A 13,542-nucleotide genomic window follows, 5' to 3' on the forward strand; every position below is an offset into this window, starting at 1 on the left:
TGAATCTTAAAATATTTTATTTTGAATAGGATTTCTTGACGTAACTGAATATCCTAGCCCAGATAGTAACGGCATCCTTTTACTTTTTTATTTAAAAAGTAAAAGATAGAGTGAATAGCTGGAAATAGCTCCTAAACAAACGATTAAACAATAGCTTATGAAAAATTTCAATCCCGCAGACAACATTCAGGATTTACAGTACTTTGGTGAATTTGGTGGTGTGAATCCATCAATTTCTGATTCCTCAACCTACACTTTCTTATCGGCAAAAACGATGTTCGATACTTTTGAAGGCAATATGGAAGGCTGTTATTTGTATTCACGTCATTCCTCGCCGAGTAATTTGTACTTAGACAAAGCCCTGGCAGCGATGGAAGGCACGGAAACAGCAAACGTTTCGGCATCTGGAATGGGAGCCATTACGCCTACATTACTGCAATTGTGCGGTTCCGGTGATCATATTGTTTCCAGCAGAACAATTTATGGCGGAACGTACGCTTTCCTAAAGAATTTCACGCCAAGATTAGGCATCAAAACCACTTTTGTTGACATCACAAAATTAGCCGTTGTAGAAGCAGCAATTACTACTGAAACTAAAGTTTTGTACTGCGAAACGGTGAGTAATCCTTTGCTGGAAGTAGCTGATATTGAAGGATTATCAAAAATTGCAAAAAAACACAATTTAATGCTTGTGATTGATAATACTTTTTCGCCACTATCCGTTTCTCCTGCTAAATTAGGAGCTGATATTGTGATTCACAGTTTAACGAAATACATCAACGGAAGCAGCGATACGGTGGGCGGAGTAACATGTGCCTCTCAGGAATTTATTGATAGTTTAAAAAATGTAAACAGTGGCGCAAGCATGTTATTGGGGCCAACAATGGATAGTTTGCGATCAGCCAGTGTGATGAAAAACTTGCGTACACTCCATATCCGGATGAAACAACACAGCCATAATGCGATGTATCTGGCGGAACGTTTTGAAAAAGACGGACTCAAAACGGTGTATCCTGGATTAAAAAGCCATCCGAGTCATGAGATCTATAAAACCATGATTAATCCAGAATATGGTTTTGGCGGTATGATGACGCTGGATGTTGGAACTTTGGAAAAAGCCAATGCCTTAATGGAATTGATGCAGGCTAAAAATCTGGGGTATCTGGCGGTGAGTTTAGGATTTTACAAAACATTGTTCAGCGCGCCTGGAACCTCAACTTCCAGCGAAATTCCTATGGAGGAACAAATTGAAATGGGATTGACAGACGGTTTGATTCGGTTTTCTATAGGATTAGACAATGATATTGAAAGAACGTATCAAAGTATGAAAGCCTGTATGATGGAATTGAATGTGTTGAAATAGGGAGTAATTGTAGTGGAACACTTGCAGTTTAGTTTACCTCTGGATTGCAAATGCATTGCTGCTGAATCCTAATTTTTACGAAAAATAGAAAACACAAAAAAAGCTTCGAATTTCTTCGAAGCTTTTGCTTTCTGGGTGGGAGACGGGGCTCGAACCCGCGACCCTCGGTACCACAAACCGATGCTCTAACCAACTGAGCTACAACCACCATTTGCTTCGCGGTGGCAAATATACGACATAAGTTTACTTCTGCAAATTTTTTTTTCAAAAAAATACATGAAAATTAGATCAAATCTGCTAAGCTATTGACTGCCAAATATCTTTCAACAGTAAAACCTTCTGCATGATCGAGTCCTGCAATCCTTCCTAAATCTCTGGAGCGATAATTAAGGCTTTCCAAAAAGTTTTTGCTAGTTATAGGCGATTCTGGCTCCTTTGAGTTGGCATCATAAAACTGAGAACTGTAGGCTAAAATTGCTTCAATTTTTTTATCGGTGAAACCAGTAATATCAACCACAAAATCTGGTTCAATATTTTTCCATTGAATGTAATGATAGACTATTTTAGGTCTCCAAGGTGACTGCTTCTCTCCATCTAAGGTAGTTTCAATCTTAATTAGCCCAGATAAAAAACATGCATCAGACACTAATTTACTTCCTTTAGCATGGTCAATATGGCGATCATCAATAGCATTACACAAAATAATTTCCGGCTGGTACTTACGAATCATTTTTATAATTTCCAATTGGTGTTTTTCGTCATTGACAAAAAACCCATCCCGCATTTCTAGATTTTCACGCACCGCAACACCTAGTATTTTTGCAGAAGCATTTGCTTCCTGATCCCTAATTTGAGCCGAACCACGTGTTCCTAATTCACCGCGTGTCAAGTCAATAATCCCGACTGTTTTCCCTAAAGAAATTTCTTTTAAAATGGTTCCTGCACAACCCAACTCTACATCATCAGGATGCGCACCAAAAGCCAATATATCTAGTTTCATTATTTTGTTTTTTATTTATTTAAGGTTAGGCTAAGACGCCTTCCCTATTATTTACAATCCTTTTTTCATCGTCATCGATTTATGAACGCTTTCCTCCCACTCTTTTTCAGGAACACTGTCTTTCGTGATTCCGCAACCCACATACAAATACGCCTTAGCTGCTGTGCTATTCGAATCAACCTCAATTTGCATACAGCGCAAATTTACAAACAAATCAGAACTTTTACCCTTGGTCGTAAAACTGCTATTCAATTCCCCAAGAAAACCAGTATAAAAACTCCTGTCACACTTCTCATTTTCTAAAATAAAAGCTTTTGCACGTTCTTTTGGCAACCCACATACAGCCGGTGTGGGATGCAACCACTGAATTACTTTTTGCAAGCTGGAATCGGAATTCAAACGTCCTGATATATCCGTTCTAATATGCCAGATAGTTCCTGCTTTGATACTGTAAGGAGCTGTTATTTTGATTTCAGAAGCCACACTTTCCAGTTTTGAAACAATATAATCGGTTACAAATTGTTGTTCTTCTTTTTCTTTTTTGTTCCAAATAATTTCCAACAAACCCACATCTTTTTGTGTTCCCGCCAACGAAATCGTTTCAAAAACAGTATCAGTTGCTTTTAGCAATTGCTCGGGCGTTGCGCCCAACCAGATCCCAATTTTTGGATGATAAAAACAATACACAAAAGCGGAAGGATAAAGCTGAACTAATTTCTCGAAAGTAGAAAGTAAATCAAAATCCGCTACTTCGACCATTTCCTTTCGAGATAGAACTACTTTCTTGAATTCATTGTTTTTTATAGACTGAATCCCTTTGGCAACTAAAGCTTGAAAATCATTTTTAGCTGCGGTATCAGCAATTACAAAATTATTTTCAGCAATTGCCGTTTCTTTTCTTTCCAAAGTAAAGCGCAAGACTTCCGATTCATTTTCAGGAATAAGATACGTTTTGGTTCCATCAAAAGAAGATAAAACAAATCCTTTTTCTGAGAAATCAACAACTGAAAACAAGGTGTCGTTCTGCTGAAAAAAACCAGTTACTTCCGCTGAATCAGGCTTAAAGTACAAAACAAAAGGTAATTTTTCCTGAAACTGTTTTTGGGATTTAGCTCTAATTGCTTCCATTATTTATTCTCGCTTTTTCTTTTTGGCAAAATCATATTTGTCAATTTACAAAGCGATATCAAGCTATTCTTTTCATCCGTAATTCGTATTTCCCAAAGATGAATGCTTCGTCCTTTATGCACGATTCGTGCGGTTGCCGTTACAATTCCGTCCCGTTTTGCTTTCAAATGATTGGCTGAAATCTCGATTCCACGCACTTCACTTACTTCAGAATTCACATAAAGCATAGAAGCTGCACTTCCCACACTTTCTGCTAAAGCCACTGAGGCACCGCCATGCAACAATCCCATTGGTTGATGTACTGACGGATTCACGGGCATTGTTGCTACTAAAAAATCTTCTCCTGCGTCCGTGTATTCAATATTCAACGTTTGCATTAAAGTGTTTTTAGAAACGTGATTGCAATATTGAAGTATTTTTTCTTTGTCGAATGTCATATTTTTGCTTTAAAAATGTAAAATTAAATAAAAGATAAGTCACAAAACAATAATTACAATTGTTATTCTGATTTCGAAAATAGATTTTTCCTATTTTTACAAAAAATACAACGAGATGCGCCTCAAAATAGTCTTACTTTTTATTGGAATAGTACTTTCTATTTGCTCCTGTCGATCTGATTTTGAGACCGTAGCCAGCACAGGCGATTTAGCGTTTTCCAAAGACACTATTTATCTCGACACTGTTTTCTCAAACATAGGTTCCAGTACGTACCGACTCAAAGTGTACAACAAAAGTAAAAACGACATTACCATTCCAAGTATTAAATTAGGAAAAGGATTAAGTTCTAAATACCGAATGACCGTTGATGGAATGCAGGGAACAGAAGGGAAAATTTTCAACAATGTGGACCTTTTATCCAAAGACAGTTTGTATATTTTTATAGAAACTACTGCTAATAGTGCTGATGCTAATACAAGCGATTTTTTATATACCGATCAAATTCAGTTTGACAGCGGCGAAAACCTGCAAAATGTAGAACTGGTTACGCTGATTCAAGACGCTGTTTTCTTGTATCCAAAGCGTTTTGCTGATGGAGCCACTGAAGCACTGCCCATTGGAAATGAAAAAATAGATGGTTTTTATCTGGATGAAAACGATCCAATAAACGGAAATGAATTGCAATTTACCAATGACAAACCGTATGTGATTTATGGATGTGCAGCAGTTCCTTCGAATAAAACGGCCACTTTTGAGGCGGGAACCCGAGTTCATTTTCATGCTAATTCTGGGCTAATTGTAGCCAATAAAGCTTCGATTCGAGTTAATGGAACCCTTTCAACAACGGATAAACTAGAAAACGAAGTTATTTTTGAAGGCGACCGTTTAGAAACTAATTTTTCAGATGTCCCAGGACAATGGGGAACCATTTGGCTTACTGATGGCAGTACGAATAACACTTTTGATCATCTTACGATTAAAAATGCAACTATTGGATTACTGGTTCAAAACAACGATGGCACTACGGTTTCTATCAAAAATACCCAAATTTACAACAGCAGCACCTACGGAATTTTGGCGCAGACCGCTAAAATAAATGGAGAAAATATAGTCATCAATAATGCAGGATTAGCCAGTTTGGCCTGCACGTATGGCGGAAATTATTCATTTACCCATTCCACCTTCAACAATAGCTGGAACAGTTCGCAACAAGTATCAGTTTTGGTAAGCAATTATATTTTGGGAGCCATTCCGGAAGTGAAAGATTTAAACGCTGCAACCTTCAACAACTGTATTATTTATGGTTCTTATTCAAACGAAATGAGTTTAACCAAAAAAACGGGAGCTGCTTTTGAATACCAATTCAACAATTGCCTAATCAAATTTGATAATATGTCCAATCAAATCACGGCAAATCCTGACTATCAATTTAATACGGACACGGCACATTACAATGCTATACTATTGAACAAGGATCCCAAATTCTTTTCAGTAGCTAAGAATAAGTTTAATATTGACGAAACTTCTTCTGCTTTCGCAAAAGGGAATTCGGCGTTCCTGATTCCGTTTGATATTATAGGAACCACTAGGAGTTTACCGCCAGATTTAGGTGCCTATCAAAATAAAGTTTTTCCAAAATAAACAACGCTTAAGGACAATACATTACAATCTGAAATCACCAAAAAAACATTGTTTAATTAACTATTTGGTAAACTTGTAGACCAATTAAAATAGTAGTTTTATAAAATTTTTATTTAATAAATCGACTCTATTTTAAAAACAAATTAATCCAATATTAGACAATGAAACAAATCTACTCGCTACTATTTTTATTCCTTTTTATCGCAGGTTTTGCGCAAGCACCAACAGGGTATTATACAAATGCTACAGGAACGGGCTATACCTTAAAAACACAATTATACAACATTATAAAAGATCATACAGTACAAACGTATGCGGGCTTATATGTTACTTATGAAACTTCTGATATTGATAATTTCTTTGAAAAAGACGGTTCCGTTTTAGATATGTATTCAGAAAATTCCGCAGGAACAGATCCTTACGTTTATAGTATTGCAAATACGCAACGATGCGGAAACTACACAAATGAAGGAGATTGTTATAATAGAGAACACATCATTCCACAATCTGTGTTTAGCGAAGCTTCACCAATGGTTTCGGATGCACATTTTATTACGCCTACAGATGGAAAAGTAAACGGAATCAGATCTAATTATCCTCATTCTACAGTAGCAACTGCTACTCAAACTACACTTAATGGAAGTAAACTTGGAGCCAGCACAACGGCAGGATATACAGGTCCTGTTTTTGAACCAATTGATGAATTTAAAGGCGATATTGCCAGAATGTATTTCTATTTTGCAACTCGTTATGAAAACACCGTGGCTGGTTATAATTACCCAATGTTTAATAATTCGACTAATAAAGTATTTACCACCGCATTTTTAAATCAATTATTGGTTTGGCACAATCAAGATCCGGTAAGCACTAGAGAAGTTGCACGTAACAATGCTATTTATGCACGTCAAAACAATAGGAATCCTTATATTGACAATCCAAGTTATGTAACAGAAATTTGGAAAACAGAAGCGGTTGATACGGAAGCCCCCACTGCTGTCACAAACTTAACGGTAACCGAGACAACTTCAAACACAGCTACCTTAACATGGATTGCAGCAACAGATAACGTTCGTGTTGCTGGCTATGATGTGTATGTAAACGGTACCTTAAAATCTACCGAAACAGGATTAACTGCCACTGTAAACGGTTTAGCAGCATCTACCACTTATTCCTTTTATATTATAACCAGAGATGCGGAAAGAAATTCTTCGGTTGCAAGTAGCAATGTTGAGGGAATTACTAAAGCTTCACCTGCAGGTACAACTTCATGTGCCTCTGAAGATTTTCAAACCATTCCTGCAAATGCAACTTCTTATGCTACACATACATGGACTAACGCAGGAATAACATGGACTTCTACTGATTCTCGTACCGACCAAACACTGAATTCAAGAGCGATAACAATTCGAAATGGCACTCTTAGCTCTTCGTCTGTTGCTAACGGAATCAAGGATTTCACAGTTACGACCCAACTTATTTATTCTGGATCTGCAGGATCTTTTAAACTGAATGTTAATGGAACCGAAGTTGGAGCCATACCATATAGCGCTACAGCAACTACAACAACTATTTCAGGATTAAATATAACTGGAAATATTACTGTCACTATTTCAGGAAATACTACAGCAGCAAATCGTGTACGTTTTGACGATCTTTCATGGACTTGTGCAGCTTCACTTGGAGTTGACGAATTGGAAGAACAAAGTTTCAATATCTATCCAAATCCATCTAGTGGAAGTGTAAAAATAAATTTGGGAAATTCAAACGATAAATATTTGGTTCAGATTTTTTCAATTTTAGGTCAAAAAGTTTTTGAAAAAGAATACACTAATAGTTCGTCTGCTACTTTAAATAATCTTCAAGGAGGAATCTACTTAGTTAAAATAACAAACGGAACCCAATCAGCGACCAAAAAACTTATCATCAACTAATTGTTAAAAATATTATTAAAAGCGGCAAATTTGTCGCTTTTTTTTTGTTTAAAATTTAATCTTAATTGACTAAATTTGCACCGCAATACAACAAACTACACAACAATGATCCATTTCTTTGAAAACCAAAGTAAAACGATATTTGCAGTCCAAATGCAAAACGCCTTAAGCAAAGTCAAAATGTCGGCTGAAGACATTTCAAAACTAAACTGGCTTTTTGCCGACTCAAATAAAATAGAAAAATCCGTATTGACGGATTTTTTTGTTGGTCCTCGCGCCACAATGATAACGCCTTGGAGCACTAATGCTGTGGAAATTACCCAAAACATGGGAATATCCGGAATCATCAGAATCGAAGAATTTCATGAATCGACTGCTGATTTTTCTGATTTTGATCCGATGCTTTCGCAAAAATACGCGGAGTTAAATCAAGATATTTTCACTATCAACATACTTCCGGAAGCTATTTTAAACATCGATGATATTGCTGCGTACAACAAACAAGAAGGATTGTCTTTAAGTCCTGAAGAAGTGGAATATTTAGATAATCTAGCGATTAAATTAGGACGAAAACTAACGGATTCTGAAATTTTTGGTTTCTCACAAGCCAATTCAGAACACTGTCGTCACAAGATTTTCAACGGAAAATTCATCATTGACGGAGAAGAAAAAGAGTCTTCCTTATTCAAATTAATCAAGAAAACATCTCAGGAAAACCCGAACGATATCGTTTCGGCTTATAAAGATAACGTTGCTTTTGTAAAAGGGCCACGGGTACAACAATTTGCACCAAAAAGTGCAGATAAACCTGATTTTTATGAAGTAAAAGAATTTGATTCGGTTATTTCATTAAAAGCAGAAACTCATAATTTCCCAACTACTGTAGAACCTTTCAATGGTGCTGCAACTGGTTCTGGTGGAGAAATTCGGGATCGTTTAGCAGGTGGACAAGGTTCTTTACCAATGGCAGGAACGGCAGTTTACATGACTTCATATTCTCGTTTAGAAGGCCCATTCGACTCCGCTCAGGGTAGCAGACCGTGGGAAAACGGTATGACTGAAAGAAAATGGTTGTATCAAACCCCAATGGATATTTTGATCAAAGCATCAAACGGAGCTTCTGATTTTGGGAATAAATTTGGACAACCATTGATTACAGGTTCTATCCTGACTTTCGAACACGAAGAAGATGCACGCAAACTAGGTTTCGACAAAGTGATTATGCAAGCGGGTGGAATTGGGTACGGAAAATTAGACCAAGCGATTAAGAAAAAACCACAAACAGGGGATAAAATTGTGATCCTTGGTGGTGAAAATTATAGAATTGGAATGGGTGGAGCTGCAGTTTCTTCAGCAGATACAGGCGCTTTCAGTTCAGGAATTGAATTGAATGCGATTCAACGTTCGAACCCGGAAATGCAAAAACGTGCTGCCAATGCCATTCGTGGTTTGGTGGAAAGCGATATCAATCCAATTGTCTCGATTCACGATCACGGAGCTGGAGGACATTTAAACTGTCTTTCAGAATTGGTAGAAGAAACTGGCGGATTAATTGATTTAGATAAATTACCTGTGGGAGATCCTACCCTTTCGGCAAAAGAAATTATTGGTAACGAATCTCAAGAAAGAATGGGATTGGTTATCGCCAAAGAAAATATCGATTTATTGCAAAAAATTGCTGACCGTGAGCGTTCTCCAATGTACCAAGTTGGAGATGTAACCGGAGATCACCGTTTTACTTTTCAATCAAAATCAACTGGTGCTAAACCAATGGATTTTGCTTTGGAAGACTTTTTTGGAAGTTCTCCAAAAGTGGTCATGACAGACAAAACTATCGATAGAAACTACAGCGATTTAAGTTACGACCAGAAAAACATTTCAACCTACTTAGAGCAAGTACTTCAACTGGAAGCGGTTGCTTGTAAAGACTGGTTGACTAATAAAGTAGACCGTTGTGTAGGTGGTAAAGTAGCCAAACAACAATGCGCCGGACCCTTGCAATTGCCATTGAACAATTGTGGTGTAATGGCATTAGATTATCAAGGAATAGAAGGAATTGCCACTTCGATTGGGCACTCTCCTATTGCTTCCTTAATTGATCCGGTGGCAGGAACAAGAACTGCTATTGCTGAGTCTTTATCAAACATTGTTTGGGCACCAATAAAAGATGGATTAAAAGGAATTTCACTTTCGGCAAACTGGATGTGGGCATGTAAAAACGAAGGAGAAGACGCTCGTTTATATGCTGCAGTTGAAGCCTGTTCTGATTTTGCAATCGAATTGGGAATCAATATTCCAACCGGAAAAGATTCACTTTCAATGAAACAAAAATATCCAAATGACGAAGTAATCGCACCGGGAACGGTAATTATTTCGGCAGGTGGAAATTGTACGGATATTAAAAAAGTAGTAGAACCTGTTTTACATAGAGACGGTGGTTCTATTTATTACATCAATTTATCGCAAGATGATTTCAAATTAGGCGGTTCTTCGTTTGCACAAACATTGAATACTATTGGAAAAGAAGTGCCAACGATTAAGGACGCTGCATTTTTCAAAACAGCCTTCAATACTATTCAAGAACTAATTTTAGAAAATAATATCCTAGCAGGACATGACATTGGAAGCGGTGGTTTGATTACTACTCTATTAGAAATGTGTTTTGCGGATGTGAATTTGGGAGCAAAAATAGATTTCTCTGCTTTCGAAGAAAAAGATTTGGTTAAAATTCTGTTCTCTGAAAATATTGGAATTGTCATTCAAGCGAAATCAGATACTGAAGTGGAATCCAAATTAAAAGAAAATAATGTTTCTTTCTATAAAATAGGAATCCCCTCCCCAGCCCTCCCCGAAGGAGAGGGAGCCAAACTGGAAATAATCAGCTCCTCTGTTGAACATTTGACTTTCGACATCGCTAAATATAGAGATATTTGGTTCAAGACTTCGTTTTTATTAGACCAAAAACAATCGAAGAACGGAACGGCTCAAGCGCGTTTTGACAATTACAAAAACCAAGCGTTACAGTATACTTTCCCAACACACTTTACAGGAAAATTACCTGTTATCGACGCTTCTCAAGTACGTCCAAAAGCAGCTATTATCCGTGAAAAAGGAAGCAACTCGGAGCGTGAGATGGCAAACGCGATGTACTTAGCCGGTTTTGATGTAAAAGATGTTCACATGACCGATTTGATTTCAGGTCGTGAAACTTTGGAAGACATTCAGTTCATCGGTGCGGTTGGTGGATTTTCTAATTCAGATGTTTTAGGTTCTGCCAAAGGTTGGGCCGGAGCATTTTTATACAATGAAAAAGCAAAAACAGCTTTAGATAATTTCTTCAAAAGAGAGGATACGCTGTCTGTTGGAATCTGCAATGGGTGCCAATTGTTCATGGAATTGGAAGTAATTAATCCAGAGCATGAAGTTCACGGAAAAATGTTACACAACGAAAGTCATAAACACGAAAGTATTTTTACATCGGTAACAGTTCAGGAAAATAATTCGGTGATGCTTTCTACATTAGCAGGAAGTACGTTGGGAGTTTGGGTTTCGCATGGAGAAGGAAAATTTAACTTGCCAATGGGCGAAGAAAATTATAATATTGTTTCTAAATATGCCTATGAAGGCTATCCTGCCAATCCAAATGGGTCCGATTATAACACAGCAATGTTGTGTGATAAAACAGGACGTCACTTAGTAATGATGCCACACATTGAGCGTTCTACATTTCAATGGAACTGGGCACATTATCCAAAAGATAGAAACGATGAAGTTTCGCCTTGGCATGAAGCTTTTGTCAATGCCAGAAAATGGATGGATAAAAAATAAATAATTTTATCAATTTATAAAAGCGTTCCTGAAAAGGAGCGCTTTTTTTGTGGGAATGAATTAATTTTTTTTGTAAATTTTGTAAGAAAAAATTCAATATATTTGATAGGACAAAACGAAACTTCGTATGTACACCCAAAAAAGGGCGGATTGGCAAAGTTTTATTTCGCCGACATACTAGTTACAGGATAGTATAAACGAAAAAGCGAAATCATAACCAAAAAATATCTTCATTTAAAATGTCTGAATATCGTCCAAAAATAGCTAAAAGACAAACTGACGAACTAATTGAAATTGCAAACTCGTCAACTGAAATTTGGCAACAAGACGCAATTAATCAAGCCAAATCTGAATTAATAAAAAGAAATATTACAGAAAAGCAGCAAGATGCTTATTTTGAACAAAAAGTTAGAGAAATTGATGATTATCATGAAAATGAAGAACTAAAAAGAAAAACAAACGAAACTGAAAAGTATAATATTTTTGAAATGATTCTAATTGTAATTATTTCTCCTTTTATACTTATCAGACAATGGAGCGTTCTTTACCAATTAAAACAAGAAAATTACAACTTGAAATTTAAACAGCGAGTTATCTTGTTGACATTAGGAATGACTATTTGGTTTGGATATTTTTATTATGAATTTGACAAATGGCAAAAAGCAGAATTTAATAAAGAATCAAGGTATAAATTAATCAAATCTGAAAAGAAAACCATCCTGTAACAGCCATTTTGAGCTAGCTGGAATTTAGTAGAATTATCATTTCGCATCACGTTTTCGTTAAGCCAAAAACTGAAAGGTTACAAATTTCCAGCCATCTCAAAGTGGCATAACGTTACTGGAGACTTGCGCCGAAATTACGCAGGTAACTCCAATTAGAAAATAAACATTTGTTTTCGCAGAAAGTTGACAAAGCCCGATAGCGCGGATATGCTTTTTTGGACAACGATAGCGCGCATTTGCAATCCGTGCATGCATAAAGCATCGACATTGGAAATCTATAAAGTGCAAGTTTAAAAAGGATTATAAAAACATAATGCAATTGATCATTGGAATGGGGAGCAATTGTAAATTCGCACTATCGGAATTACCGTTTTTTATCGTATTTTCGTAAAGCCGATTATACTCCTTTTCATAAGTGGCAAACTGCTTGAGAGGCAGAAGCGTTGGTTGTCATTAAAAATGAAATAGTTTTATACTTAAAATTAAGCAATGAAAACAATATTAATCTTAGTCGCAGTAGTCCTTTTGGCCTTTATTATTGTACAGCTTTATGCCATAAATGGACAAAGAAATATTGAAACCTATCCTTATGTGGTCAATAAAAAATATAATGCTTTTGAAATACGAAGCTATGAAGCGACTTTGTTTACTTCTGTAAAACTATCAGGTAATAAATATAAAGATGCTTCCAGTAAAGGATTTTCCATTTTAGCGGGATACATTTTTGGCGGAAATAATAAGAAAGAAAAAATAGCGATGACTTCGCCTGTAGCTATGTCTTTAGATGACTCCATGACGATGATGTTTATGGTTCCAAAGAAATTGAAAAAAGAAACGCTTCCGCAGCCCGACCAATCGCAGATCAAATTTAGGGAAGAACCCGCAAAAACTGTAGCTGCGATCAGCTTTGGTGGCTGGGCTAATGATGAAAAAATAGAAAAGTACAAACAGCAATTAAAGTCAGCTTTGGATGCCGAAGGAATAACGTATACAAACCGCTTTTACTTTTTAGGATACAATCCTCCTTTTGAAATTTTTAATCGTAAAAATGAAATTATTGTCGAGTTGGAAAACGATGCTCCAAGCATGATAAAATGATTGTGCACTCTGGTCTCCTTTACAATGAGGATCTACTTCCGAGCTCTGTAAAGTGACCCGGTCCAGCACAAATCCTTTTGTGTGGTACATTCTAATAAAACTAAACTTTCTATATTTACTGTAACTCTTACTACTTTAAAAAATGAGTAGAAATTACAAATTTCACAATCCTGTTGAGTCCGAAATTATTTTTCAGGAAAGAGATTATATAAATACTAGTTATAGGAATTAGGAAGAAGAAAATGCTGTTCTTTATAACTTTACTAGACCCGTCAAATCGACAAGCTTGAGTAATGTTGACATTTATTTAACGAAACATTATCGCTGTCCTAAATTTAAAAAACTACCTTCGAAAATCAATCTATTTATTTAGATAAGAGCAATTTTGAT

9 protein-coding genes and 1 tRNA gene are annotated in these 13,542 nt (G+C 36.4%); 6 read left to right on the forward strand and 4 right to left on the reverse strand.

Features of this window, described 5'->3' with window-relative positions:
- The first annotated feature begins 157 nt into the window (after positions 1-157).
- Complete coding sequence (locus tag ACEN2F_RS02500; protein WP_441735626.1) at positions 158-1,363, forward strand: aminotransferase class I/II-fold pyridoxal phosphate-dependent enzyme; 1,206 nt, start codon at positions 158-160, stop codon at positions 1,361-1,363.
- A gap of 133 nt (positions 1,364-1,496) precedes the next feature.
- Here ACEN2F_RS02500 and ACEN2F_RS02505 read toward each other — a convergent pair.
- The 4 genes from ACEN2F_RS02505 to ACEN2F_RS02520 form a co-directional block, all read right to left on the reverse strand.
- Positions 1,497-1,572 (reverse strand) — tRNA-His (locus ACEN2F_RS02505).
- A 74-nt stretch (positions 1,573-1,646) separates the two neighbouring features.
- Positions 1,647-2,363, reverse strand: coding sequence for a bacillithiol biosynthesis deacetylase BshB1 (gene bshB1 / locus ACEN2F_RS02510; protein WP_441735629.1), 717 nt, complete (start codon positions 2,361-2,363; stop codon positions 1,647-1,649).
- Positions 2,364-2,414: 51 nt separating this feature from the next.
- Positions 2,415-3,491 carry a chorismate-binding protein gene (locus ACEN2F_RS02515; protein WP_441735632.1) on the reverse strand — a complete coding sequence of 359 codons (1,077 nt, stop codon included), beginning with the start codon at positions 3,489-3,491 and terminating at the stop codon, positions 2,415-2,417.
- On the reverse strand, positions 3,491-3,928 hold the full coding sequence (locus tag ACEN2F_RS02520) for a PaaI family thioesterase (RefSeq protein WP_441735634.1): 438 nt from the start codon (positions 3,926-3,928) through the stop codon (positions 3,491-3,493). The genes ACEN2F_RS02515 and ACEN2F_RS02520 overlap by 1 nt, the downstream gene beginning before the upstream one ends.
- Positions 3,929-4,043: 115 nt before the next feature.
- On the opposite strand from ACEN2F_RS02520, the gene ACEN2F_RS02525 reads away from it, so the two are divergent.
- The 5 genes from ACEN2F_RS02525 (at position 4,044) to ACEN2F_RS02545 (ending at position 13,152) form a co-directional block, all read left to right on the forward strand.
- A complete protein-coding gene (locus tag ACEN2F_RS02525; RefSeq protein WP_441735637.1) occupies positions 4,044-5,570 on the forward strand; it encodes a hypothetical protein in 1,527 nt (508 codons plus the stop codon).
- Between the two features lie 161 nt (positions 5,571-5,731).
- Positions 5,732-7,501: an endonuclease gene (locus ACEN2F_RS02530; RefSeq protein WP_441735640.1), complete on the forward strand. Its 1,770-nt coding sequence runs from the start codon at positions 5,732-5,734 to the stop codon at positions 7,499-7,501.
- 105 nt (positions 7,502-7,606) lie between these two features.
- Positions 7,607-11,329, forward strand: coding sequence for a phosphoribosylformylglycinamidine synthase (purL, locus tag ACEN2F_RS02535; protein ID WP_441735642.1), 3,723 nt, complete (start codon positions 7,607-7,609; stop codon positions 11,327-11,329).
- 239 nt (positions 11,330-11,568) lie between these two features.
- Positions 11,569-12,054 carry a hypothetical protein gene (locus ACEN2F_RS02540; RefSeq protein WP_441735645.1) on the forward strand — a complete coding sequence of 162 codons (486 nt, stop codon included), beginning with the start codon at positions 11,569-11,571 and terminating at the stop codon, positions 12,052-12,054.
- A gap of 489 nt (positions 12,055-12,543) precedes the next feature.
- Positions 12,544-13,152, forward strand: a complete 609-nt coding sequence (locus ACEN2F_RS02545; protein WP_441735648.1) for an SOUL family heme-binding protein — start codon at positions 12,544-12,546, stop codon at positions 13,150-13,152.
- Positions 13,153-13,542 lie beyond the last annotated feature (390 nt).

The sequence above is a fragment of the Flavobacterium sp. W20_MBD1_R3 genome (assembly GCF_052119725.1).
In the GTDB taxonomy this organism is placed as follows: Bacteria; Bacteroidota; Bacteroidia; order Flavobacteriales; family Flavobacteriaceae; genus Flavobacterium.

What these genes read in the sequence shown, in the direction of transcription:
- ACEN2F_RS02545 (WP_441735648.1), top strand. Translation starts at nt 12,544, where the DNA reads ATGAAAACAATATTAATCTTAGTCGCAGTAGTCCTTTTGGCCTTTATT.
- purL (WP_441735642.1), top strand. Translation starts at nt 7,607, where the DNA reads ATGATCCATTTCTTTGAAAACCAAAGTAAAACGATATTTGCAGTCCAA.
- ACEN2F_RS02500 (WP_441735626.1), top strand. Translation starts at nt 158, where the DNA reads ATGAAAAATTTCAATCCCGCAGACAACATTCAGGATTTACAGTACTTT.
- bshB1 (WP_441735629.1), bottom strand. Translation starts at nt 2,363, where the DNA reads ATGAAACTAGATATATTGGCTTTTGGTGCGCATCCTGATGATGTAGAG.
- ACEN2F_RS02540 (WP_441735645.1), top strand. Translation starts at nt 11,569, where the DNA reads ATGTCTGAATATCGTCCAAAAATAGCTAAAAGACAAACTGACGAACTA.
- ACEN2F_RS02525 (WP_441735637.1), top strand. Translation starts at nt 4,044, where the DNA reads ATGCGCCTCAAAATAGTCTTACTTTTTATTGGAATAGTACTTTCTATT.
- ACEN2F_RS02515 (WP_441735632.1), bottom strand. Translation starts at nt 3,491, where the DNA reads ATGGAAGCAATTAGAGCTAAATCCCAAAAACAGTTTCAGGAAAAATTA.
- ACEN2F_RS02530 (WP_441735640.1), top strand. Translation starts at nt 5,732, where the DNA reads ATGAAACAAATCTACTCGCTACTATTTTTATTCCTTTTTATCGCAGGT.
- ACEN2F_RS02520 (WP_441735634.1), bottom strand. Translation starts at nt 3,928, where the DNA reads ATGACATTCGACAAAGAAAAAATACTTCAATATTGCAATCACGTTTCT.